The sequence below is a fragment of the Neorhizobium sp. DAR64862/K0K3 genome, from assembly GCF_050500185.1.
In the GTDB taxonomy this organism is placed as follows: Bacteria; Pseudomonadota; Alphaproteobacteria; order Rhizobiales; family Rhizobiaceae; genus Neorhizobium; species Neorhizobium soli.
Map to the genome: position 1 here is coordinate 423,004 of NZ_CP191450.1, position 24,432 is coordinate 447,435.

The following is a 24,432-nucleotide window of genomic DNA, read 5'->3' on the forward strand; positions in this document are numbered from 1 at the left end:
GTCTCGTAGTCCGCTGTGCCTGCATTCGTGTCCGGACCGGCGTTCAAGGAGGCGCTGCGGTGAGGCCAGTCGGCTGGGAGAGATGCCTAACCCGCGCAAAACTTTCCCGATTGCTCTCGTAGCAAAGCAAGCCCTTGCTCTGTCACGAGGTTCATCCTCGGGTTGCCGCGGCGCCCCGCGAACAGGTCCGGATACTGGGATGACGTGACAAGTCTCACTTCCGTTCGCGGCAGCTTCTGCAGGTGAACACTTGCACCCTTACGCGCAATATCGACGCCCAGCGCACGAAGCGCGTCAGGTGCCGCGATCCAAAGAGTGCCGCTGATGTTCAGCATCCGAATGGTGTGTCCATGGCAGGTAACGGTGTTCATTGCCCGTCCTCAGCCGTCGCGACGTCAGCCAGGCCGTCGCTCGAAATCGCAACGACGACGGCTTTCGCCGGAGAAACAGGTGTATCTTCAACCGCTCCGAAAAATCCTGACAGCATCCGTAAATCCTTCGTGAACCACCGATTATGTGCATTGCACAAAACTAGACGGCGGTTATATACGTGCCCGACTGTATGTAAACTATCCTTGTGCGGAGCACTCGATGCCTAAGGCGTTGCGATCTATCCTGACCATTACCTGCCTCCTCGCCCTCGTCGGGTGCCAGAAGGAAGAAGCCGCAGCACCTCCGGCGCCGCCGCCATCGCCCGTTGGAGTGGTGACGGTACAGCCCGAGACCTTGCCGATCACCAGCGATCTGCCCGGACGTATCGCTCCGACCCGTCTCGCCGAGGTGCGCCCGCGTATCTCCGGGATTATCGTCGAGCGCGTCTTCGAACAGGGCTCCATCGTCAAGGCGGGCGACGTGCTTTACCGCATCGACCCGGCACCGTTCCAGGTTCAGGTCGACAGCGCACAGGCCACGCTTCGGAGTGCGCAGGCAGCGCAGATGCAGGCTCGCCAGACCGCCGATCGTCAGACCCAGCTCAGCAAATCGAACGTCGCCACTCGCCAGGACCTCGATACCGCGATCTCTGCACTGGCGCAGGCGGACGCTCAAGTCGCCGTCGCCCAGGCCGGCCTTGCCCAGGCCGAGCTCAGCCTGCAATACGCCAATGTCACGGCACCAATCAGCGGCCGCATCGGCCGTGCGCTGATCACGGAAGGCGCCCTGGTCAGCTCGACTGGCTCTGAAAACCTCGCGACCATCCAGCAGCTCGACCCGATCTATGCGGACTTCACCCAGCCGGCCGCCGATCTGATCCGCCTGCGCAAGGCGCTGCAGGACGGCAAGCTGATGACGGGACCGAACGAGGCGAACGCCTATCTCATGCTCGACGACGGCACCAAATACCCGGAAACGGGCCGTTTGCTGTTTTCGGAAGCAGCGGTCGATGAAACCACTGGGCAGGTGACCCTGCGCGGTGAATTCCCCAATACCAATGGGGATCTCCTCCCGGGCATGTATGTCCGCGTGCAGATCGAGGAAGGTCTGGAGCGCGACGCCTTCGCCGTGCCGCAGCAGGCCCTGCAGCGCGATTCCGGCGGCCAGGCGAGCGTGCTCGTGGTCGGCGCCGAAGACAAGGTCGAGCAGCGCCGCGTCACCGTCGGTCGTGCGCTTGGCGAACGCTGGGTCATCTCGCAGGGCCTCAAGGCCGGCGACCGCGTGATTGCGGAGGGGTTCCAGAAGACGGCTCCCGGCGCCACCGTTAAGCCTGAGCCCTGGTCCGCGGACAAGCCGGCGACGGAGCAGTCGGCGCAAGGCGACGCCAATGCGGCTCCTGCAGAGCCGGCGAAGAAGTAAGGACCAGGTTACATGGCAAGTTTCTTCATCGACCGGCCGATCTTCGCCTGGGTCGTCGCAATCTTCATCATGCTCGCAGGCGTGCTGACAATTCCGATGCTGCCGATCGCGCAGTATCCGAATGTCGCGCCGCCGCAGATCACCGTCTCCACCAACTATCCCGGCGCTTCGCCAGACGATATCTACCAAGGCGTGACGCGTCCGATCGAAGAAGAACTGAACGGCGTTCCCGGGCTGATCTATTTCGAATCGACGTCTGAATCGTCGGGCCGCGTGTCCATCAACGTCACCTTCGCACCCGGTACGAATATCGGCGAAGCGCAGGTCGAGGTGCAGAACCGCATCGCCCGCGCCGAACCCCGCCTGCCGGGCGCCGTCACATCGCAGGGCGTGCGCGTCGAGCAGGCAGGCACATCGTTCCTCATGGTCGTGTCGCTGACCTCCACGGACGGCAATACTGACGTCATTGGTCTCGGCGACTATCTGAACCGCAACGTGCTTGGCGAGATCCGCCGCGTGCCCGGCGTCGGCAGTGCTCAGTTGTTCGCCACCCAGCGCTCCATGCGGATCTGGATGGATCCCGACAAGATGGTCGGCCTCAAGCTGACGGCCTCCGATGTTACGGCTGCGATCAGCGCCCAGAACGCGCAGGTCGCCGCCGGTCGTATCGGCGCGACGCCGAACCCGATCGGCCAGCAGATTTCCGCAACCATCAACGTCCAGGGCCAGCTGACCAATCCCGAAGCGTTCGGAGCGATCGTTTTGCGTGCCAATCCCGATGGTTCGTCGGTGCGGTTGCGCGATGTCGCCCGCATCGAGGTCGGCGGCGAAAGCTACAACTTCTCCAGCCGCCTCAACGGCAAGCCAAGCGCTGCCATCGGCGTCCAGCTGTCGCCAACCGCCAATGCACTCGATACGGCGAAAGGCGTGCGTGCGGTCATGACAGAGCTGCAGCAGTATTTCCCGTCCGGCATCGAATACGAGATCCCGTACGATACCAGCCCGTTCGTGGAAGTCTCGATCGAGAAGGTCATCCATACGCTGATCGAGGCGATGATCCTCGTCTTCGTGGTGATGTACGTCTTCCTTCAGAACATCCGCTACACGCTGATCCCGACACTGGTCGTCCCGGTGGCGCTGCTTGGCACCTGTGCGGTGATGTATGTCTCCGGCTTCTCCATCAATGTGCTCACCATGTTTGCGATGGTGCTCGCGATCGGCATTCTCGTCGACGACGCCATCGTCGTCGTCGAAAACGTCGAGCGCATCATGGCGCAGGAAAAGCTGTCGCCGAAGGAAGCGACCCGCAAGGCGATGGGCCAGATTTCGGGCGCCATCATCGGCATCACGCTCGTCCTGAGTGCGGTGTTCATCCCGATGGCCTTCTTCCCCGGTGCGGTCGGCATCATCTATCAGCAGTTCTCGCTGACCATGGTGGTCTCGATCCTGTTCTCGGGTTTCCTTGCCCTGTCGCTCACGCCCGCACTGTGCGGTTCGTTCCTCAAGCCGATCAAAGGCGATCACCACGAGAAAAAGGGCGTCTTCGGCATTTTCAACCGCGGTTTCGACAAGGCTTCGCATGGCTATTCCCGCACGGTCGGTGGCATCATCAAGCGATCCGGTCGCTTCATGGTCATCTACGTCGCGCTTCTCGTCGGCCTCGGCTGGGCCTATCTGCAGCTGCCTAGCTCGTTCCTGCCCAACGAAGACCAAGGCTTCCTGATCGTCGACGTTCAGGCACCGGCCGAGGCAAGCACCGACCGCACCACCGAGGTCGTCGCGCAGATCGAAAAGATCGCGCTCAGTGAAAAGGCCGTCGAGCGCATTATCGCCATCAACGGCTATTCCTTCTCCGGCAGCGGCCAGAATGCCGCGCTCGCCTTCATCACCCTGAAGGACTGGTCGGATCGCGGTCCCGAGGATTCGGCTGATGCGATCGCAAAGAGGATCAACGGCCAGATCTTCGGCATCCGCGATGCGATCGCGTTCTCGCTGTCGCCGCCGCCGATCCAGGGTCTCGGCAACTCGTCCGGCTTTACCTTCCGATTGCAGGATCGTGCCGGCAACGGCCAGACGGCACTTGGCGCGGCGCGCGACCAGTTGATGGCCGCAATTGCCAAGAGCCCGGTTCTCGCAGGCGTTCGCATCGAAGGCATGCCGGATGCGGCGCAGGTGAACCTCCTCATCGACCGTGAGAAAGCCAACACGTTCGGCGTCACATTCGGCGACATCAACTCGACGATCACCGCAAACCTCGGCTCGTCCTATGTGAACGACTTCCCGAATGCGGGACGCATGCAGCGCGTGCAGGTTCAGGCCGACGGCAAGCAGCGCATGAAGACAGAAGACCTGCTGCGGCTCAACGTCCGCAACGCCAATGGCGGCATGGTGCCGATGGCCTCATTCGCGTCGGTCGAATGGGTCCGGGGCCCGTCGCAGGTTGTTGGCTATAACGGCTACCCGTCGATCCGCATCGCTGGCCAGGCAGCACCGGGCTTCTCCTCCGGTGACGCCATCACCGAGATGGAACGGCTTGCCGGCGAACTGCCGAACGGTTTCGGTTACGAATGGACCGGCCAGTCGCTGCAGGAAATCCAGTCGGGGTCGCAGGCACCCGCCCTGATCGCGCTCAGCGTGCTCTTCGTGTTCCTGCTGCTGGCAGCCTTGTACGAAAGCTGGTCGATCCCGATCTCGGTCATGCTCGTCGTGCCGCTCGGGGTCATCGGTTCGGTTGCGGCCGTCATGCTTCGGGGAATGTCGAATGACGTCTACTTCCTCGTGGGTCTGATCGCCATTATCGGTCTGTCGGCGAAGAACGCCATTCTGATCATCGAGTTCGCCAAGGACCTCCGCGCCGAAGGCCGCTCCACGTTTGATGCGACGGTCGAGGCAGCGCATCTGCGCTTCCGCCCGATCCTGATGACGTCGCTTGCGTTCACCCTCGGCGTCGTTCCGATGGCAATTGCCACCGGTGCCAGTGCTGCCAGTCAGAATGCGATCGGCACCGGCGTGCTCGGCGGGATGATCTCGGCGACCTTGCTGGCCATCTTCTTCGTTCCCGTGTTCTTCGTCTTCGTGATGAAAGTCTTCCGCGTGAAGGAGCCGAACCACGAAGCAGAAAAGGCAGCTCCCAAAGCGGCGGAGTAGGGGAGAGCGGGAAGAGGAGGACAAGGATGAGACGAACGAAAGCCGAAGCGGCCGAGACGCGCTGTGCCGTCCTGACCGCAGCCGAGCAGCTTTTTTTCGAGAAAGGCGTCGCCAACAGTACTCTGGACGAAATCGCGGCTGCCGCTGGTGTCACACGTGGAGCGGTCTACTGGCACTTTGCCAGCAAGAGCGACCTGTTCCTCCAACTCTACAACGCGGCGCAGCTTCCCCGGGTCGACATGAGCGACGCTGCCGGCTCGGGTTGCGAGGATACTGATCCGATCTCGGCGGTGGAAACCATTGCTCTCGACTGGTTTGGGATGCTCGCAAGCGACGTCCAGCGTCAGCGGCTCCTCACGATCCTTCTGAGAACGAACTTCGAACATGAGTTCGAACCTGTCCTGCAGGAGATGGACGCCCTCAGCGCTGAGCACACGAAAAACATGGAGCGCATCTTTGCCAAGGCTGAAGACAAGGGACAGCTGTCACCCTTGTGGACTCCTGCCGCGTGCAGCCGCGCCGTGCACTGGCAGATGAAGGGTATCTGTTGGGAGTGGCTGCTGTTTGGCCGGAAGTTCGACCTCGTCATCCTGGGCGGAGACAGCGTCCGAAAGCTGTTCGCGACCTTCAGGCGCTGATCGTGATGGATGGGGAGAAATCGGCAGGCTCGGTCAAGCAAGTGGACATTGTCGCCGGATCTGTCGATGCTATGCTTTCCCCGATGACCGATATCTTCCAGGTCTATACCGACGGCTCGTTCGACGCCGCTTCCCGATCTGGGGGCTGGGCGATCGTCGCTTTCAAAGGCGACGTGCAGATCCATGTCGCCTCGGGGACGACCATCGGCAGCTCGAACAATACGTTCGAGGTGCTGTCTGTCATGCGGGCGGCGTCTTGGCTTGAAGCCGAAGCGACGGGAATGGCTGCGGTGATCTGGACCGATTCCGCCCATGTCGTCGAAGGGTGTCGTCGATGGCGGTTCATCTGGCGCGGCAACGGCTGGAAGCGGGTAAGATCAAACCCGCACGAACGTCGTCGGCCAATCCCGGATGCAGATGTCTGGCGCGAACTGGACGCTTTCCTCGAGCGCAACCCGCTTGTCACAATTCAATTGTGCAAAGGGCATTCCGGAATCTCCGGAAATGAACAGGCCGATGCGGCAGCGAGATCAGCCTTGGGTCTGGGATAAGGCACGTTGCCGGCTCCCAAGCGCAAAAGACCTGCTGAACTTGACAGAAGTCATGTGGCGGACTTGCAACTGTGATTGTGCAGTCGCTACTGCAAGATCATCTTTATTAGCTCTTTCCGTTAGCAAACAGCGCGACTCTGATAGTGGATTGAATCACCGATCAGGCATCGGACCACTAAAGGATATGTCATGAACACTCTCTCAAAAGCCCTGGCCACCGTTCTCCTCGCCTCGGCAATCGCAGTCCCGGTGTCTGCCGCAGATCTCGCGCCCATGGAAACTCCGCTTGCCGCACCGGCGACGTCTGGTTTTTACTTTGGTTCGCTGAGCTCCGTAAACTTCCTTGACGATACAGGCTTTGATTTCGGCGCCGCGTCGGTGTCCACCGAGTATGACGTCGGCTACTACAGCGCACTGCGCGCCGGCTATAACTTCGGATCGATGGGCTTCGTTTCGCCGCGCCTCGAGCTTGAACTTGGTTATGGCAGCGCGTCTGTCGACGAACACAGCGTTTCCGGATTTGGCGGCGTTAGTGGTATCGACTCCTACGGCGACGCTCGCTCGTTCCAGGGCTATGTCAATGGCTATCTCGATATCCCGCTTGCAGCTGAAGGCGCAGTCAGCGCGATCACGCCTTACGTCGGCGGCGGTGCAGGTTTCATGAACCTGGAACTGCGCAAGCAGGGCGTCAGCGGAACCGGTACCGGCACGCTGATGGATGATGCCGACACCCAGTTCGCCTACCACCTTGATGCCGGCGTTGGCATCAATCTGCAGGCTATCGGTCTGTTCACGAACACGTCGCTGTTCGACAACACGACGTTCGATATCGGGTATCGTTTCACAGCTGCCGACGATTTCAACTTCGAGGCCCGCGACGGATCCACGTCGAGCACCGACTTCCGCAGCCATGCTGTGACATTCGGCCTGCGTCGCCAGTTTTGATCTGAGGGTCTGGCCGGTTTCGCGACCGGCCAGACCTATTCTGCTTGAGACGTTTCAGATCTCGCCCTCGGGCTTTTCGCCCTTGGCGTCTTCAAGGCCTTTTTCGGCCTTCTTCAGCAAATCCTCACGGTCCTTGTCGGCATTCTCGCTCGTGCGATCCGCATCGCTTCCGGTCCTTTTGTCGTCACTCATTTTATTCTCCTTCTGGTCAGAGATTCACGATGGCCAGATGGTCCAGAACATAATTCCGACCACCACGATGAACGACAGTGGCAGCGCCAGGAACCGCAGCATGCCAGTGCCTGTGTTGTCCCGGCCCAGCCAGGCGAACCACCAGTCCGGGCCTTGATTTCCGCTCTGTGACATCAGCGCCCTTTCACTTGGTTGTGCCGTATCCGGGCGTAGCCGTTTTCTCCGAGGCGTCTTTGCGTTCCTGCTCCGGAGTACGCGTCGTGTCGACGCTTTCCTTGAAGCGCTGGTGCCCATCATTTTCGATCAGCGTTTTGTCGGCGTCCTCGGTAACCGGTGGGTTCTTCACGGTCATTCCTTCCAGTCCTGTCACGACGAGCTCATGAGCCCGTAGATGACGATTGCGATATACAGGCTGAAGGCGCCGAGCACGTATATGCCAAGCACGACGATCACTCCGCGCCCTAACAGTCCCTTCTTCTTTCGGACTTCAGGCGGGTCTCTCATTTTGTCGATACTGGGTTCATCTTCGGGCTTCATCGCATTTCCTTTCATTCAAGGAGGCGAACAGTCCGCGAGCCGCATAGTTCCGGCCGTTTCGAGGCGCAGCGGAATGTGAGGACAATCCGTGCGGCCTATCCACCAGTGCCGTCTTCTTTTGAAATTTAAACGTAAATTTCGGCGAGACGTCGATCTCGCCGAAATCCGGTGTTTGACCTGCGGTTATTGCTGCGGTTCGTGGAACGGACAGCCGTTGAACTTGGCTCTGAAATCGGCAGAGTGGCGGTAGGTTTCGTTACGTGCCCGGTTGATGCCGCCGAGAGGCTGGTGATCTGCAAGGCCGGTCCAGACGCTGAACCGCATTTCCTCGTCGACCTTCTGCACCTTGGCGTCGCTCCAGCTATCCTGCGGAGCGGCGCTCAAAGTGGCAACGGTCACGAACGGAGCTTCGTCTTCCTTCCATTCTACGGTCGGGTCCTCGATCGGTTGCGCTTCGATATCGCGACAGAGCTGGACCTGGAATTCCCAAAGGCCTCGCGTTTCCTGCATTTCCGCCTGTACCGTCTCACGGATGGCGTTCTCGCGGACGCTGGCATCGATTTCGGTTCCGGTGCGCTTGGTCAGATCCGGTGAGATCGGCTTCACGCGGAACTTCGCGACGTAGTCACCATAGCGGAACGGCGTGACACTGAAATAGGTCTCGCCGAGCGGATCGACATTCGGCGCGCCGCCGAGCGACTGAATGGTGGGGCTCGTCACGCCGACGGCTTCGAGGCCCTTGTTGACGGTCTGAAGCACGCTGGACATCACGGTCTTTGTGCCTTCCAGCTTGTCCGTGGTCTTGGCAAGGAGCTTGAGGCTGGAGAGAAATTTCTTCGGATCCGGCGTCTGGAAGATCGGGCCGTTGACCATCACGAAGTCCTGGTTATTGCCGTCCGCGCCAGGCAGGCGAGTACCCTCGACGCCGACAACCTTGATCGCCAACCCGCGTGGAAGAGCGACAGCGTCGGGCAAGATGTCGCCTGCGTTTGTGGAAAGACGCATGTAGACCGGATGTTCGCCCGGTTTGGCAAACAGACCTTGCGCGAACTCGGGCGGCAGCCCGTCCTTGACGGTCATTGTACCCTCAAGAATGCCGTGTGCTTTGGCGTGCACGGACCGAACGGCATGGCCGTAATCCTCGGCAGTCTTTTCAAGAATGATGTCGAACTGATCGATTAGACCCGAGATCGTCTCGCGCTCATCAGGTTTGACTGTTTCGAGGTCTGAGGAATAACGGACGGGCGTGGCTGCAATCATCTGGCGCTCCTTCAAAATCGAAAAACGCCAGAATAGTGCTCCTGGTTCCAGCGCAAGCTAATATCCTCGCCGGCTGAGGATGCGGCCCATCGGGGAGCCGCATCCTGAGTAGTCACTCAGGCGCTACGGGCCTGCTGTGGGTGTTTGCCCTCTTCGAATTCCTCGACGATCTTCGCACAGAAAGCCGGCAAATCCTTCGGGGTGCGGCTCGTCACGAGCCCCTTGTCGACAACAACTTCCTTGTCGACCCAGATGCCACCAGCGTTCTCAATGTCCTTGCGAACTGTCGGATACGATGTCACCGTCCGGCCATTCAGGACGTCTGCTTCGACGAGAAGCCACGGTGCGTGACAGATGACGCCCACGGGTTTTGCCTGCTGGAAGAATGCGTGCACGAAGGCGATCGTCGCCTTGTCGGCTCTCAGCTTGTCGGCGCCCACGCATCCGCCCGGAATGACGAGGCCGTCGAACTCGTCAGCCGAGACATCACTGACCGTCTTGTCAACGGTATAGCTGCTCCCGGCGTCGAGGTCGTTGTTGTTCGTCTGGGCCTCGCCGCTTTCAAGGCCGATGACAGTGACCGTGGCACCGGCTGCCTCGACCGCGTCTTTCGGCTGCTTGAACTCGGGCTCTTCAGTGCCGCGCGGAGCGATAAGAATGGCGATTTTTTTGCCTTGAAGGGTCATCGTGTTTCCTCACTTTTCTTGATGTGGAGGAGCGTTAATGACGGTTGGCATGAAAAGTTTCATCCAGCCGAACACTTCGACTTGTCACCTTGCTCTGCCGCCAGTCGAAGTTTCCGGAGGCGCTCGCTTTTTTCCTCCCGACGTCGCCGTTCGTCATCTGCAGTCTCGCGCGCAACGGCATTGGTGTGCTCGAAGGCGGCCGCGCGTTCGCCCATGGTCAGCGTTCTCCTGATCCTTGAAACCATCGTATCCATCTCTGTGATTGCTTCCCCGATACATGGGACTCGTTGAGCGCCCCATCAACATGTTGCGCCTGTACGGTAGCGGACCGACACGACACGAAGGCACGCGGGACATCGCAGATCGCGGAGGAATCCCCATATCAGCAAGGTGAAACCCGGCTCGTTGCTGTTTGCTCAGTCTGGACAGATGGGGAACATCTTTCGATGTCGGTTGTTCTCTCAATGTGCGCCGCTTTCCGCGGGGCAGGAGATTTAGATGCGTAAACGCGTAGCCATTATTGGATCGGGTCCGACAGCCATATTCGCACTGCAGGACCTCGTGAAATGCAGCGCCTCCCTGGATATCGCAATTTTCGAGCGAACCGACGTCGCCGGCAAGGGAACACCCTACCAGCGGGGCATCAACGACCTCGCGATGCTGTCGAATATACCGAGCATCGAGGTGCCGGCTCTGCCGGTGATGCTCCACGACTGGCTGGCACTCCAGTCCGACGAGTACCTGAACGAGATCGGTGTTGCTCGCTCGGAAATCACAGACCGTGCATTCTATCCGCGTGTCGTGGTTGGCGATTATTTCAGATCTCAGTTCGACGCGATCATCGACGCATCGCGGGCCTCCAGGCATACGATCGACGTGTTTGAGAACGCAGCCGTTGACGACGTTCAGCCTGTCGGTGATCATTTCAAATTGTGCCTGAGCCCTGAACACGGCGGCGCAGAGGCGCTGTTCGATTACGTCGTCATTGCGACAGGACATAGCTTTCCGTCCGAACCTGAGACGTCGCCCGGCTTCTTTGAGGCGCCATGGCCCGCAACCGCATTGCAGAGCATCCCGAGCGGCAAGATCGGAATTTTGGGGACTTCGCTGAGTGCGATCGATGCCGTCATGACGGTCGCGACCAAGTTCGGTGAATTCACCAAAAGCAAGGGTGGCGAACTGAAGTACTCCGTCAACGCGGACGGCCGGGCTCTTGATATCGTGATGATGTCGCGCAAGGGTCTTCTTCCCGAAGCCGATTTCTATTTTCCGATCCCCTATCTTGAGCCGAAGATCTGCACGCAGCAGGCGGTCGATGACCGCATCGCGCTTGGCAGCAGCGGACTGCTCGATGACATTTTCGAGCTGTTTCGCCAGGAACTTGCTGTTGCCGATCCGGACTATTCCAAGGCCATCGGTCTAGACGGCTTGACCGTCGACACGTTCGCCGTTGCGTATTACGGGGTTCGCGACAAAGAAGACCCTTTCGAGTGGGCGGCGTCCAACCTTGCCGAAGCCAAGCGGAACTATGCCCAGAAGCATACTGTTCCGTGGCGCTACGCCATTCTCATTACCCATGAGATCATCGAGACGGCGGTTGGCTTTATGAACGCTGACGACCTTTGCCGGTTCAACCGGAACTTCAAGAGCATTTTCGCCGACGACTATGCGACCGTTCCGCACCTGTCGATCGAGCGACTACTTGCGCTTCATCGGAGCGGTTGTCTTGGTATCGTTGCCCTTGGCGATGACTCGGAGATCGTGAAAGAAGGTCTTGAACGGGGCGCTACCGTCGAAATCGGCGGTACCACCATGCGCTTCGATACGTTTATCGACGCCACGGGCCAGAAAACTCTGTCGGCGACCGACCTGCCATTCCCATCCCTTATCGAACGAGGGCTGATATCCGAGGCAAAGACGATGACAGCCATTGGCAATCACCGCCGTACGGGCGGGATTGACGTGGACGACCAGTGCCGACCGCTGATCGCGGGCGTGCGACCGGTGAGGCGACTGTACGTTCCGGCTGTCTCATATCTTCTCCACAAACGTCCGTTCATCCAGGGCATCACAAGTGCTGCCGAACTCGGACAGATCGTTGCAGCATCCATCATTGCCGAGGTGACAAGACCGGTCCGCAGCCGCCGCGTCAGGTCATCCGCTCGTGCACAGGCGCCGGCTGAGATCGCAGCGTAGGATCTGCGTGCTGGTGAGCGTTGGTCGACTGAAGTGATAATCCCGCCTCTCGAGTCGGGATTTCAATGCCTGCTCACCTCGACCATAACGCGGTTCTCGCTGACGGTGTGGGGTTTTTGATTATGCCAACTGAAACCACTCTACCTATACGGCAGCGGAGAGGCACGCCTACAACCTTTAGCGATGACGAACCGAAGCATCATAGCAGCACGATCGAGCCGACCGGCGTCAGCGTGGCCGGCAATCTCTCGGCTGTGACCCGGACCTGCGGATCACGAGCAGCAGGGCTCCCCTGAGATGCGTGTCGGACGAGAAACCTTCAGGACTGACCGAAGGGGAACGCAACGAAGCCTCTGTCTCATCCTGAGAGCAGAGGCTTGTTTCTTGAGATGGAAGTCGGATCGTCGAAGAAAACCAGGCCCTCAAACGCTGAGCTTATTCTCTGCTTCAACCCGCCGTGGCGTTTCGAATGGCATCGATGACAGTTGCGAGAACGTTTTGACCTTCGTCGGTAATCTTCGCTCTTTTTCCGTCGATGCGGATGAGGCCGCCGTCTTCGAGTTCTGCCTGGCCCTTCGAGCTTGCGTGATGACCAGCACCATCGTCCAGAACGACTTCCTTTACGGGGTCACCGCTGAGGAGTTGATGATAGGCCGCAAACACCAGGATGGAACGCGCATCGTCTGAAAGTTTCATAGGGATCTACCGTTTTGCTTGAGGATGAAGGGATGGTGCCCCTTCCAATCACACTGTCGATGTTGGGTCGTCTGCGGGGACCTTGCCATCCGGGGTCAGCTCATCGACCGCGCGGGGAAGATCCTTGCTCAGCCGCGCAAGTATCTCATCTCGCGACAGTCCTGTTTTCGCTGCCAGTTCATCGAGAACTTCGGGTCCGATCGCTTCGGCAAGCTGATCCCCATCGATATCCTCGTTGGATCCGGGCTTGACCCAAGATTCGGCCTTCTGACCATATCCGTTCTGCTGGAAGGTTTTCAGGAGGTCACCCAGACCACCACTCAAGACACCGCCGGACGCAAGTCCTCCCAGAATTCCGCCAAGGCCGCCTGCTTCCTTGCCGCCCGTAAGCTTGCCGAGCAGATCCTCAAGACCACTTGTCTGCCGGGGACTGTTCTCCGGAGCGGTGTTCGCTCCAGCCGATTGGGTCTTGTTCACGCCCCGTAGGAGCTCCGCGATTTTGTCCCTGTTCTGAAATCCAGCAACGGCGAGTACGCCGAGCAGTGCTTTCAATTGACCGCTTGCCATGGTGTTCTCCTCGATTTCGCAGCCATAGCCGGGATGGCGTTAAGGCTTCATGCAAAGCAAACGACCAGTCGGCTGCGAGGTTCCTGCACGGGAACCCGTTGGCCGAACATTTGCTGCGGGGGGAGGGTTAGGGATAACTTCTAAGGTGAGGTGAGGTGACGCGGCCACCAATCCACTGGTGTGGTCCAAAAAACGAAAAACCCCGCCATTGCTGGCGGGGTCAGTCATTTACGCACCGGTGAAGATGTTAGCGGCAAACCCGGCGTGGGCCCGAGTTCGGCTGGTAGGTGTTGTCCGAAGCGCGGTACGAGCGGTAACGCGCTGCGCAGCTGCTGCTGCCGTTGCGGTTCTGCGAAGCGATCGCACCACCGATGAGGGCACCTGCAGCCAATCCGCCGATGATGGCGCCGGTGTTGTTGCGACGACGGTTGTCGTAGCGACGGTCATGGCGGCGGTGGTTGCTGTAACGGTTGCGGCGATCATAGCGGTCACGACGATCATAGCGATTGTTGTATCGACGCTCGCCACGGGGGACGTAACGGCGGTTGTCGTTGCGGTACTGAACCTGCTGGACGTCAGCCGCCGGTGCAGCCGCGGTAATCGCTGCCTTCGGCATGGCCTGCGCGGGCACGTATCCGGTAAACGCGGTCATGATCGAAATGATTATAATTGCGAGCTTTTTCATCTGTCTCTTTCATTGTTGTAAAACGGAGATAGGGCGAATCTCCCGTATGGGTAGAGCGCTGGTTGAACTTGTGAACACGTCCACGACACAAGCGCTTGCGCAAACACCGGCGTCAGAGTTCGACCGCAGCTGGTGGTCCGCGGAAGGCGTCGAGTCGGTCTGGGGCATGGAGCCTCACGGGCGCTCCCGATCGCGCTGACTCGTAGATTGCTTCCATCACAACATGATCCTGCACACCTTCCTCGCCGGGCGTTCGTGGCTTGCGGTCCTCGATGATGCAGGTCGCCATGTGGTCGATCTCGGCTGCGAACTGGTTGTTGAGCGCGATCTCGACCTTCTTCTGCACGGACTTTTCGCCGTCCAGTTCGGTGACAGTCAGGCTCTGGCCGTCGTATTTGTAGGCGTTCGCCATATCCACGGTGGCCTTTTCGAAATTGAGGCGCTGATGCTTGTCGTCTCGCGCGCCATAGCTGGTGAAGCAGTTGGCGATGAAATTGGATGGGAAGCGCAAGGTGAACGAGACCGTTTCCTCGACCTCGGCATAGCGAGGGTCACCTTCGGGGCTGTATTGCGTCGCCATGACTTCGACCGGTTCCTCACCTGTGAGGAAGCGTGCGGTGTTCAGGCAGTAAAGCCCAATGTCAGGGAGTGATCCGCCACCGGCAAGAGCCTTCTTGTGCCGCCATTGCTCGGCACCGTTTTCGGCAACCGTCTGAACGTTGATCGCGGACATGCCGACAAGGCGGCCATAGGCTTTGCTGCGGACTTTTTCGGCGAGGTAGAGATTGGCGGCTTCGTACTGGATGCGGTAGGCCACCATCAGCTTGACGTTCTGCTCTTCGCAAACCTTGACCATTTCCTGCCCGTCCGCCGAGCTGATCGACATGGGCTTCTCGCAAAGGACATGCTTGCCTGCCCGCGCTGCCCGTTCGACATATTCGCGATGCATGCTGTTGGGCAGAACGATGTAGACGGCCTTGATGTCGGGATTGGCCTTGATGGCATCGAAACTCTCGTAATCGTAACAGGCATCCTCAGCGATGCCGTATTGCCGGGCGACGGCCGATAGCTTCTCCGGCGTTCCGGACACGAGTGCCACGAGTTTCGATTTTTTCGTTTCGCCAAAGGCGGGAAGTATTTCTTCGAGGCTGAGACGACCGAGAGCTACGACCGCAAAGCCGACCCTATCTTCCGGAGGAAGCGGCGCTGACGGGTTTCCGCTCGGGGTCTCATCGGGCCCGCGCCATTCCGGGAACTTGACCTTGCCGTCCTCGACCATGCCGGTGTCCACCTGCGTCGGTGCGGGGTAGCTCTGAGCGCCGGCAACCGTCGTGGACAACACCACCCCCGTTGCGCCTGCGGCTCCAAGTTTCAGAAGATTGCGTCTGTTGAAAGCGCTTGCCTGATCCATGCCGGTCTCCAAATTGCTCGCCGCCTCACAAACAACGCCGTTTCGCCGATGTTCCTTTGCATTTTGCGTTTGTCGGATGCGGAAGGTGGCTTGGGTATGCGGGTCCGGTGTGAGTATTCGTCGGCGCGTGGATGCCAAGTCGTCGCGGCGCCGACCCTTCTCGCAACTCGCCTCTATTTCCCTTTCGAGAATTGCTGGTTGCACCGAGAAGCCTATATCCCCGTGAGGACCTCATGGAAGGAGCTATGCGTGATCCCGAAAAAAGCACCGCCCGTTACTCTCGTCATCTTCGGCGCCACCGGCGACCTGACGCGTCGCCTGCTCATTCCGGCGATCATCAACCTGACACGCAGCGGCCTGGTCGGAGACGATCTCGCTATCCTCGGCGTCGGGATCGATGAAGGCGACGACGAATTTCTGCGCGGTCGGCTCGATGAGTTCCTCACCCATCTCAGCCCAGACGGCGAAGAGCCTACCCGCAAAGACGACGCCTGGTTCAGTCTGCGATCCCGCATTTCCTATATGAGCGGCGATTTCACCAGGGATGATATCTATCAGGCGATTGAAACGCGGCTTGGATCGTCGGCAAATGCTGCTTTCTACCTCGCCGTCCCGCCCGTTCTGTTCGGACCGATCGTCGAGAAGCTGGCAGTACATGGCCTGATGCAGGAAACCGAGACATGCTTCCGGCGCGTCGCGATCGAGAAACCCTTCGGGACCGATCTCGCCTCGGCGAAGGCTCTCAATACCCGTATATTGTCGAATGTCGAGGAAACCCAGGTCTACCGGCTGGATCATTTTCTCGGCAAGGAGACTGTGCAGAACCTGATGACGGCCCGTTTTGCCAACATGATCATCGAGGGCCTGTGGAGCAACACCTATATCGACCATGTTCAGATCACGGCGGCGGAGGTTGTCGATGTCGGCAGTCGCGGCAAGTTCTACGATGCGACAGGTGCTCTCCGCGACATGGTTCCGAACCACCTGTTCCAGTTGCTGGCCATGATCGCGATGGAACCGCCGAACAGTTTCGATGCCGAGGCTATTAGAAACGAGAAGGGCAAGGTGCTGAAAGCGCTGCGTGTCTATTCGGCTGAAGAGGCTGCCGCAAACAGCGTGCGCGGCGCCTATGGTTCGGGCGATCTCGGCGGCAAGTCGTTGTCAGCCTACCGGGACACCAAGGATGTCGCGCCCGACAGTCGGACCGAAACCTATGTGGCCCTCAAGCTTTATGCCGACACCTGGCGCTGGGCCGGTGTACCGTTCTACTTGAGGACGGGTAAGGCTTTGACCGCCCGCGACACTGAAATCGTCATCACGTTCAACAAGGTCCCATTTGCCCAGTTTCGCGAAACGGACGTGACGCGTCGTCTGCCGCCCAACCGGCTCGTCATCCAGGTTCAGCCGGATGAAGGGATGAGCATGGAAATCTCGATCAAACGCCCCGGCCAATCCGTCGAGACAGTGCCGGTGACACTGGATTTCCGCTATTCCGACAGGTTCGACATCGGCAACACGACGGGCTACGAATCCCTGATCTACGACCTGTTCATCGGCGATCAGGCGCTGTTTCAACGCGCCGACAGCATCGAATCCGGATGGGCTGCCGTCCAGCCTTTCCTGGACGCCTGGGCAGAAGACGGCTCGGTTCCAGAACCCTACGCCCCCGGCAGCATGGGCCCAGCCTCAGCCGATGACCTTATCCGCAAAGACGGTCGTGAGTGGCATGAACTCGGGGTGGTGCTGCATCAGAGGAAGTGAAGCGGTGATTTTGTGTGAAGACCGTCGGTGTCTCGAAGCCCGACTGGTTTTTGTTTTCCACAGGTCTTCGAAATTTTTCGAAGTTATCAAATGCCGTGCGCGATGAACCCATCCTGTTGATACGATGAGTGGCGGGTAGCGGCCGAGGCAGCCACAACGGGACCAATTCCGTTAGTGCTCGCAGTTGAAGGACACCTTCTCACGAAGCTTACGCGGTCAAACTATTCCGCTATGGAATGGCCCATCACCAATTTTCATTGGACGTGTCTGCCACTCCGCGACATCATGATTAAATCTTATACATGCATAAAATTTATGCATATTCGACGTTGTCGTGGTGCTTATCGAAATGCCTCAAAGCCAACAGCCCCTTACCTATCTCGTGCAAGCTGACGAAATGCACGTCCTGCATGTCGAGGAATTCGGGAGCAAAGACGGTGTTCCGGTCGTCATCCTGCATGGAGGGCCAGGTGCCGGCATCTCGCCACAGCAGATCAAGACATTCGATGCCTCTGCGTTCCGCATCATCACCTTCGATCAGCGGGGCGCAGGGAAATCTACCCCTCATGCCGAGCTTACCGCAAACACGACCGATGCGCTGATCGAAGATATTGAGGGTGTCCGCACGGCGCTCGGTATCGAACGGTGGGTGGTCGCCGGCGGTTCCTGGGGCAGCTGCCTGGCACTTGCCTATGGACAGGCGTATCCGCAACGGTGCCTCGGCTTTCGCCTGCACGGAATTTTCCTGGCCGGCCCGGACGATATCGAGTGGTGGTTTAACGGTGTCCGCTCGATCTTTCCCGAGGAATGGGAGGAGTTCGCGGACTTCATTCCGGAAAACGAACGCGGTGACCTGCAATCGGCATACCACCGCCGCCTGACGAGCGGAAACCCGCAGGTAGAAGCCGCCGCCGCACTGAGCCTCCGCGGCTTTTCAGCGAAGACGCAGACGTTCCTGCCGGATCCTGCCCATGTCGCCGCGCTAATGGATCCCAAGGCGGCCCTCGCCGTCGCCCGCATCTTCACCCACTACTGCGTCAACGGTGCGTTTCTGAAGCCGGGGCAGCTGCTCGTCGATATCGACCGCATCCGGCATCTTCCCTGCCAGATCGTGCATGGCCGCTACGACACGGTGACGCCGATGCTTTCAGCGTGGCGGCTGCATCGAGCCTGGCCCGAAGCCGGCTTCACCATCGTTACGGAAGCCAACCACCAGTCGACCAAAGGCCCGCTTTTCGACGAGCTCAAGGCCGCATCCGAGAGGCTGTCGCACCAGCTGGCCGACAACCGAGACCTCAATCTGGAGCATAACCATCGATGACGAGAACGATCGACGCATCCGCGATCCTGCCATTCATCGGGATCGGCTCCGTCAAATCGCCGGCGGTATCACCTGATGGGCAGTGGCTTGCATACCTATCGGACGCCACCGGGTTTCACCAGATCTGGATCCGTCCATTTGCGGGAGGGCAGGCACGTCAGCTGACTGAAATGCCGGAACCCATCGGGGCTTTTGCCTTCAACCCGAAGGGACCGCAAATCCTCTTCACAATGGATTGTGGCGGCGATGAGCGTCATCAGCTCTGGCTGCTCACGGACCTGACGGCAGAGCCTGTTGCGCTGACATCCGCCACGACCGTGGTGCATCTTTGGGGAGCCTGGTCGCCTGAGGGAACGCGTATTGCGTATACTTCCAACGCTCGTTCACCCTATGACATGGACGTCCACGTCACCGACATCGCGAGCCGCGAAACGAAGGTTGTCCATGTCGGCAGTGGCATGCGAGAAGTTCTTGCGTTTATGCCGGATGGCCAGTCGCTCCTGGTGCGAGAATCGCTGCGCTCCGGCAATGACCAGGACATCTATCGTCTAGATATGGCCACCGGTTCTCTTGCGCCACTGATGCCTCATGACGGCAAGGCGCGCTATCTTTCCGCCCGGCTTTTTAAGGATGGCACCGGTGGTTTGACGATCAGCGATCAGAATCGCGACTTCATGGCCATCTCGAGGTTTTCGGCCGAAGGCGGCGAGACCACGCCTGTGCTGGAGTTCTCAGGCTGCGATATCGAGGCGATGGCGCTGTCTCCCGGTCAGGACCGCATCGCTTTCCTAGTCAGCGAGGATGGCTGGAGCCGGATCGGCATCGCAGATCGCGATGGTGGCAATTCAATCCGTTTCGACCACCAACCCAGCGGCGTCATTACCTCTGTCGCCTTTACGCCAGATGGTCAGTCGCTCGTCTTCCCCCTGGAAAGTGCGTCGAAGCCCTCATCTCTCTGGAAGGTCGACCTCGCGACTGGCCAGTTCGAACAACTCGTCGCGCCACATACGAACGGCTTCGATGGCGGCGACTTTGTCGAACCGGTTGTCGAGCGCTTTGAGAGCTTCGATGGTCGCTTGATCCCGGCATGCGTCTACGTTCCGGCATCGCCGCCTCCGTTGCTGGGATACCCCGTGCTGTTCATCGTGCATGGCGGCCCGGAAATGCAGTGGCGTCCGGATTTTCGCGCCGACGTGCAGTTCTTGCTGAGCCAGGGCGTCATGGTCGTTGCGCCAAACGTTCGCGGCAGCACCGGTTATGGCCGCTCCTTCCATCAACTCGACGATCGCGAAAACCGGATGGATACCGTGTCCGATCTGCGGGCGATCAGGCTGGCGATCGGTGCCCGTGACGACGTCGATGACGATCGCATCGGCGTGTTCGGCCGCTCCTATGGCGGGTTCATGGTCCTTTCGGCGTTGACGGAAGATCCGGACCTCTGGTCGCTCGGCGTGGATTTTTACGGCGTCGGAAACTTCCTCACCCATCTGCGCGCAACCGGCCCCTGGGGACGGCAGCAGCGGGTTGCCGAGTATGGTGATCCGGCTGTCATGCGCGAAGCACTGGAGCGGTTCTCGCCGATCAACCGCATCGACCGCATGAAGGCACCCTTACTGATCGTCCATGCCAACCGCGATCCGCGCGTCCCGATGGGCCAAAGCGAAGACGTCTATTCCTGCCTGAGCGGCCTCGGACATGACTGCGACTATCGGCGGATCGACCATGAAGGGCATGGTTTCGCCCGGCTGGAGAACCGCCGCACCGTGTTTTCCGCGTTTGCCCGTTTTCTACAAAAACACCTTTAACAGCAGCCTTCTTGGAGAGTTTTGATATGCAGAACAGCGAGCCGATCTGGGATCTCGTCGACGAACACAAGGCGGAATTCGAAGCGCTCAGCGACCGCGTCTGGGGAATGCCTGAAATCGCCTATACCGAATATGCGTCTGTTGCCGAGCACGCAGCCATGCTGCGCGAGCAGGGATTCCGGGTCACCGAGAATGTCGCTGGCATTCCGACGGCCGTGATGGGCGAAGCGGGGGAGGGTGGACCGATCATCGCCATCCTCGGCGAATACGATGCGCTTCCGGGCCTCAGCCAGGAAGCAGGGATCGCCGAGCCGAAACCCCTGCCGGGTAACGGTCACGGCCATGGCTGCGGTCACAATCTCCTCGGCTCTGCCGCCATGCTTGCCGCGACGGCGATCAAGGATTGGCTGGAGAAATCCGGCACGCCGGGCCGTGTCCGGTATTACGGCTGCCCGGCTGAAGAAGGTGGTGCGGCAAAGTCCTTCATGGCACGCGAAGGTGCTTTCGATGGCGTCGACGCGGCGATCACCTGGCACCCGAGTGCCTTCACCGAAGTCGCCCGCGCGCAGTCGCTTGCCAATACGCGCATGGATTTCCGCTTTACCGGCCGCGCCTCGCACGCCGCCGCAGCACCTCACCTCGGCCGATCGGCGCTCGATGCCGTCGAACTGATGAATGTCGGCGTCAACTACCTGCGCGAACACGTGCCGGAATCCAGCCGTATCCACTATGCCATGCTCGATTCCGGCGGCATCGCGCCGAACGTCGTGCAGGCGAAGTCAGCCGTGCGTTACGCCATCCGGTCCCGTGACCTCAAGGGCATGCTCGACCTCAACGAACGCGTGAAGCGCGTGGCACATGGTGCGGCGATGATGACCGACACGACGGTCGAAATCTCCATCATGAGCGCGGTCTCCAATCTGCTCGGCAACCGGCCGCTGGAAGAGGCGATGCAGCGCATTCTCGAACGGCTTGGCCCTGTGCCTTTCGACGCCGCCGACAAGGCGTTTGCCGCTGAAATCCAGGCGACGTTGAGCGATGATGATATCGACAACGCCTATCTGCGCACCGGCCTGCCGCGCCGCGAGGAAACGCCGCTTTGTGATTTCATCGTGCCGCTCGATGTCCAAGGCGAGCCGATGATCGGTTCTACCGATGTCGGCGATGTCAGCTGGATCATGCCGACCGTCCAAGCCCATACGGCGACGATTGCCATCGGCACGCCGGGTCATTCCTGGCAGGTGACGGCGCAGGGCAAGACGCCGGCCGCGCACAAGGGCATGACCCATGCCGCCAAGATGATGGCCGGCACGGCGATCGATCTTCTGGAAGACGCGGAACTGCTGGCAGCCGCCAAGGCCGACCATCAGGCGCGCCTGGGCAAGACGGCATACGTCTGCCCGATCCCGGAAGACGTCAATCCGCCGCTTCAGCCACGCCCGAAAGAGGCTGCCTGAGATCCAACTGCCGGGGGCGGAAAAGCCCTCGGCCTGAAATCAGCGTTCAAGATTCAAAAACAGGGGAACTGAAAGCATGATGACGAAACACTTTGCCAAGCATAAGAGGGCGATTGCCGCCACTGCCGCTGCATTGCTCACCTCGATTGCTCTGCCTGCCCACGCTGCGACGCCGGCTTCGGCACTTGTCATGGCATGGAATGTCGATGCGATCAGCACTTTCGATCCGGCTCAGGTCGGCGAGGTCGTCACCAACGAGCTTCTGCAGAACACGTGCGACTCGCTTGTCGACTTCGATCCCAAGGATGAATCCAAGGTCATGCCGCTGCTTGCGAAAAGCTGGGACGTGTCTGAGGATCGCAAGCAGATCACCTTCCACCTCAATGAAGGCATGAAGTTCCCGAGCGGCGAAGCCGCCACTGCGAAGGAGCTCGCCTGGTCAATGCAGCGCGTCGTGATGCTGGGTTACGGCAACGCCGCGACGCTGACCGAATACGGCTTCACCAAGGACACGGTGAAGGACCGTATCGTTGCCAAGGATGACAACACGCTTGTCCTGACGCTCGACAACCCCTATCCGACCAACCTCATCCTGCAGGCGATCGGTGCGAACCGCGTTTCGGCGCTGCTGGATCAGGCGACGCTGACCAAGAACGAAGTCAACGGCGATTTCGGCAACAAGTATCTTGCCACCAACACCGCCTGCGTCGGGCCTTACAAACTCGTGCAATGGAATGCCGGTGAATCTATCGTACTCCAAGCCAACGACGATTATTACGGCAAGGCGGCCAAGCTCAAGCGCGTGCTCATTCGCCACGTCGCCGAGCCGGGCACCCAGCGCCTGCTGCTCCAGAAGGGTGACGTCGATATCGCCCGTGACCTGTCGCCGGACGATCTGGCCGATCTCGACGGCAAGCCCGGCCTGAAGGTCGAACGTGTCCTGAAGCCGCAGCTGTTTTTCTGGACTTTCAATGCGCTCGATCCGGTTTTCAAGGACGAGAAGGTGCGCCTCGCGATGCGGTACCTGATCGACTATGACGGCCTTGGCAAGTCGGTGATGAAATATCTCGGCGTGCCGCGTGCAAGCTTTGCACAGCTCGGCGCCACCGGTGCGCTCGATGCCGAACAAGGCCAGCCCTTCAAGCTCGATATCGAAAAGGCCAAGGCGCTTCTGACTGAAGCCGGCTATCCCAATGGCTTCGAGGCAAACGTGCTGATCGGCACGCTGCCGCACTCGGCGCCGATCGCGCAGAGCATCCAGCAGAACGCCTCCAAGGTCGGGGTTAAACTGAACCTTGAGCGCATGGCCAATTCTCAGTTGTTTGCCCGTATTCGTGGCCGCGAATTCCAGACTGGAATGCTCGCCTGGCAGACCAGTGTACCGGATGCGCACGGCAACGCCTCGCGCCTGATCTACAATCCGGACAACCGCCCGGAAGCCAAGCTGACGCAGATTCCGGCCTGGCGCTCAGCCTACCAGAACGAAGACTTCAACAAGCGGATCAAGGAGGCGCTTCTCGAAGGCGATCCGGAAAAGCGCAACCAGATCTACTACCAGCTGCAGAAGGACACGATGCAGCAGGGGCCGTCGGCGATCATGTTCCAGATGTATAACATCCTCGGCATCAGCGATAAGGTTCAGAACTGGACCTGGAACGGTTTCCGCGTCTACTACGATATGGCCTCCAAGTAAGGCGGGCCACCATGGCGGACATCACCCACTCGGTTCCCCGCAGCGATGCGGGGAACGGTACGAAGCCCAATCCGGTTCTCGTCGTGCTCAGCATTCTGGGAAAGACGCTGCTGCCGGTCTTCGTCACCCTTTTCGGCCTCGCGGCTCTGACATTTTTCATCGGCAGAATGCTGCCGATCGATCCGGTTGCCTCCATCCTCGGCGATAACGCCACGCAGGAGGCTTATGAGAAGATGTCGGCGGCGCTCGGCATGGACAAACCGCTCTGGTATCAGTTCGGGGTCTATCTCAAGGGCATCGTGGTCCTCGATTTCGGCGACGCGCTGACCACGGGTAAGCCCGTGATCGACGATATCGCACGCGTCTTCCCGGCAACGATCGAGCTTGCCACGCTGTCGATCATCCTCGGGACAGGCCTCGGGATCCCGGCTGGTGTCCTGTCTGCCATGTACCGCAATTCCTGGCTCGACAACGTCATCCGCTTCACCGGTCTGATCGGTTACTCAGCACCGAACTTCTGGCTCGGCCTTATGGGATTGGTGCTGTTTTACGCCACGCTCGGCTGGATTGGTGGGCCGGGTCGTATCGATTTCATCTACGAATTCGATATCGAGCCGATAACGGGCTTCTACCTGATCGACACGGCACTCGTTGGCAATTGGGAAGTGTTTCGCAATGTCTTCGGCCACATCATCCTGCCGGCTTCGATCCTCGGCTTTGGCGCGCTTGCCTATATCAGCCGCATGACGCGCAGCTTCATGATCGAGCAGCTCAGCCAAGAATATATCGTCACCGCGCGTGTCAAAGGCCTTTCCTGGGCGAGAACCGTCTGGATCCATGCCTTCCGCAATGTCGCGGTTCAGGTCATGACCGTCGTTGCGCTCTCCTACGCCTTCCTGCTCGAGGGTGCGGTGCTGACGGAAACGGTGTTCGCCTGGCCAGGCTTCGGCCGCTACCTCACCAACGCACTTCTCGTCGGTGATATGAATGCCGTGGTTGGTTGCTCGCTTCTCGTCGGTGTCATCTTCGTGACGCTCAACCTGATTTGCGATCTTCTCTATCGCGTCTTCGACCCCAGAACCCGCTGAGGCCG

The 24,432-nt window shown here is 59.7% G+C and carries 22 protein-coding genes; 12 read left to right on the forward strand and 10 right to left on the reverse strand.

The genetic code is table 11. The annotated features are described in order from the left end of the window. Positions 1-86: 86 nt before the first annotated feature. Entirely contained in the window at positions 87-371 is a 285-nt protein-coding gene (locus ACQY1L_RS18805; RefSeq protein WP_430245521.1) for a hypothetical protein, read from the reverse strand. Between the two features lie 220 nt (positions 372-591). Here ACQY1L_RS18805 and ACQY1L_RS18810 point away from each other — a divergent pair, with 220 nt between their 5' ends. The 5 genes from ACQY1L_RS18810 (at position 592) to ACQY1L_RS18830 (ending at position 7,072) form a co-directional block, all read left to right on the forward strand. Beyond that, positions 592-1,791, forward strand: a complete 1,200-nt coding sequence (locus ACQY1L_RS18810; protein ID WP_113111521.1) for an efflux RND transporter periplasmic adaptor subunit — start codon at positions 592-594, stop codon at positions 1,789-1,791. A gap of 12 nt (positions 1,792-1,803) precedes the next feature. Continuing rightward, positions 1,804-4,938 (forward strand): efflux RND transporter permease subunit, encoded by a 3,135-nt coding sequence (locus ACQY1L_RS18815; RefSeq protein WP_209899193.1) that lies wholly within the window; start codon positions 1,804-1,806, stop codon positions 4,936-4,938. A gap of 26 nt (positions 4,939-4,964) precedes the next feature. After that, complete coding sequence (locus ACQY1L_RS18820; protein WP_062459490.1) at positions 4,965-5,576, forward strand: TetR family transcriptional regulator; 612 nt, start codon at positions 4,965-4,967, stop codon at positions 5,574-5,576. Between the two features lie 83 nt (positions 5,577-5,659). After that, complete coding sequence (locus ACQY1L_RS18825; protein WP_174197902.1) at positions 5,660-6,127, forward strand: RNase H family protein; 468 nt, start codon at positions 5,660-5,662, stop codon at positions 6,125-6,127. Positions 6,128-6,316: 189 nt separating this feature from the next. After that, a complete protein-coding gene (locus ACQY1L_RS18830; protein WP_430262107.1) occupies positions 6,317-7,072 on the forward strand; it encodes an outer membrane protein in 756 nt (251 codons plus the stop codon). A 54-nt stretch (positions 7,073-7,126) separates the two neighbouring features. Here ACQY1L_RS18830 and ACQY1L_RS18835 read toward each other — a convergent pair whose 3' ends face one another. The 5 genes from ACQY1L_RS18835 to ACQY1L_RS18855 all read right to left on the reverse strand — a co-directional run bounded on the left by ACQY1L_RS18835 (position 7,127) and on the right by ACQY1L_RS18855 (position 9,747). After that, positions 7,127-7,264, reverse strand: a complete 138-nt coding sequence (locus tag ACQY1L_RS18835; RefSeq protein WP_430245526.1) for a hypothetical protein — start codon at positions 7,262-7,264, stop codon at positions 7,127-7,129. A 184-nt stretch (positions 7,265-7,448) separates the two neighbouring features. Then, positions 7,449-7,616: a hypothetical protein gene (locus ACQY1L_RS18840; RefSeq protein ID WP_156461776.1), complete on the reverse strand. Its 168-nt coding sequence runs from the start codon at positions 7,614-7,616 to the stop codon at positions 7,449-7,451. A gap of 14 nt (positions 7,617-7,630) precedes the next feature. Then, a complete protein-coding gene (locus ACQY1L_RS18845) occupies positions 7,631-7,801 on the reverse strand; it encodes a hypothetical protein (RefSeq protein ID WP_156461775.1) in 171 nt (56 codons plus the stop codon). Between the two features lie 183 nt (positions 7,802-7,984). Continuing rightward, complete coding sequence (locus tag ACQY1L_RS18850) at positions 7,985-9,061, reverse strand: catalase family protein (RefSeq protein ID WP_430245528.1); 1,077 nt, start codon at positions 9,059-9,061, stop codon at positions 7,985-7,987. Between the two features lie 116 nt (positions 9,062-9,177). Beyond that, positions 9,178-9,747 (reverse strand): type 1 glutamine amidotransferase domain-containing protein, encoded by a 570-nt coding sequence (locus ACQY1L_RS18855; RefSeq protein WP_062459496.1) that lies wholly within the window; start codon positions 9,745-9,747, stop codon positions 9,178-9,180. A gap of 498 nt (positions 9,748-10,245) precedes the next feature. Between ACQY1L_RS18855 and ACQY1L_RS18860 the strand changes: the two genes are divergently transcribed. Then, positions 10,246-11,943: an FAD/NAD(P)-binding protein gene (locus ACQY1L_RS18860; RefSeq protein WP_430262109.1), complete on the forward strand. Its 1,698-nt coding sequence runs from the start codon at positions 10,246-10,248 to the stop codon at positions 11,941-11,943. 447 nt (positions 11,944-12,390) lie between these two features. On the opposite strand, the gene ACQY1L_RS18865 is transcribed toward ACQY1L_RS18860, so the two are convergent. From ACQY1L_RS18865 to ACQY1L_RS18880, 4 genes are all read right to left on the reverse strand, one after another. Further along, complete coding sequence (locus ACQY1L_RS18865) at positions 12,391-12,639, reverse strand: hypothetical protein (RefSeq protein ID WP_430245532.1); 249 nt, start codon at positions 12,637-12,639, stop codon at positions 12,391-12,393. Between the two features lie 48 nt (positions 12,640-12,687). After that, positions 12,688-13,206, reverse strand: a complete 519-nt coding sequence (locus ACQY1L_RS18870; RefSeq protein WP_113111516.1) for a YidB family protein — start codon at positions 13,204-13,206, stop codon at positions 12,688-12,690. Between the two features lie 247 nt (positions 13,207-13,453). After that, on the reverse strand, positions 13,454-13,891 hold the full coding sequence (locus tag ACQY1L_RS18875) for a BA14K family protein (protein WP_062459505.1): 438 nt from the start codon (positions 13,889-13,891) through the stop codon (positions 13,454-13,456). Positions 13,892-14,003: 112 nt separating this feature from the next. Then, positions 14,004-15,302 (reverse strand): Gfo/Idh/MocA family protein, encoded by a 1,299-nt coding sequence (locus ACQY1L_RS18880; RefSeq protein WP_430245534.1) that lies wholly within the window; start codon positions 15,300-15,302, stop codon positions 14,004-14,006. A gap of 249 nt (positions 15,303-15,551) precedes the next feature. Between ACQY1L_RS18880 and zwf the strand changes: the two genes are divergently transcribed. The 6 genes from zwf to ACQY1L_RS18910 all read left to right on the forward strand — a co-directional run bounded on the left by zwf (position 15,552) and on the right by ACQY1L_RS18910 (position 24,427). Continuing rightward, entirely contained in the window at positions 15,552-17,063 is a 1,512-nt protein-coding gene (zwf, locus tag ACQY1L_RS18885; RefSeq protein WP_430245535.1) for a glucose-6-phosphate dehydrogenase, read from the forward strand. 349 nt (positions 17,064-17,412) lie between these two features. Continuing rightward, positions 17,413-18,384 (forward strand): prolyl aminopeptidase, encoded by a 972-nt coding sequence (gene pip, locus ACQY1L_RS18890; RefSeq protein WP_430245537.1) that lies wholly within the window; start codon positions 17,413-17,415, stop codon positions 18,382-18,384. Beyond that, the gene (locus ACQY1L_RS18895) at positions 18,381-20,189 is read left to right on the forward strand and encodes a S9 family peptidase (RefSeq protein ID WP_430245539.1); all 1,809 of its coding nucleotides are present in this window, start codon (positions 18,381-18,383) and stop codon (positions 20,187-20,189) included. Before pip ends, ACQY1L_RS18895 begins: the two co-directional genes overlap by 4 nt. Positions 20,190-20,215: 26 nt before the next feature. Further along, the gene (locus ACQY1L_RS18900) at positions 20,216-21,646 is read left to right on the forward strand and encodes a M20 family metallopeptidase (protein ID WP_430245542.1); all 1,431 of its coding nucleotides are present in this window, start codon (positions 20,216-20,218) and stop codon (positions 21,644-21,646) included. Positions 21,647-21,722: 76 nt separating this feature from the next. Continuing rightward, positions 21,723-23,339: an ABC transporter substrate-binding protein gene (locus ACQY1L_RS18905; RefSeq protein WP_199864876.1), complete on the forward strand. Its 1,617-nt coding sequence runs from the start codon at positions 21,723-21,725 to the stop codon at positions 23,337-23,339. Between the two features lie 20 nt (positions 23,340-23,359). Continuing rightward, complete coding sequence (locus tag ACQY1L_RS18910; protein WP_430246078.1) at positions 23,360-24,427, forward strand: ABC transporter permease; 1,068 nt, start codon at positions 23,360-23,362, stop codon at positions 24,425-24,427. Positions 24,428-24,432 lie beyond the last annotated feature (5 nt).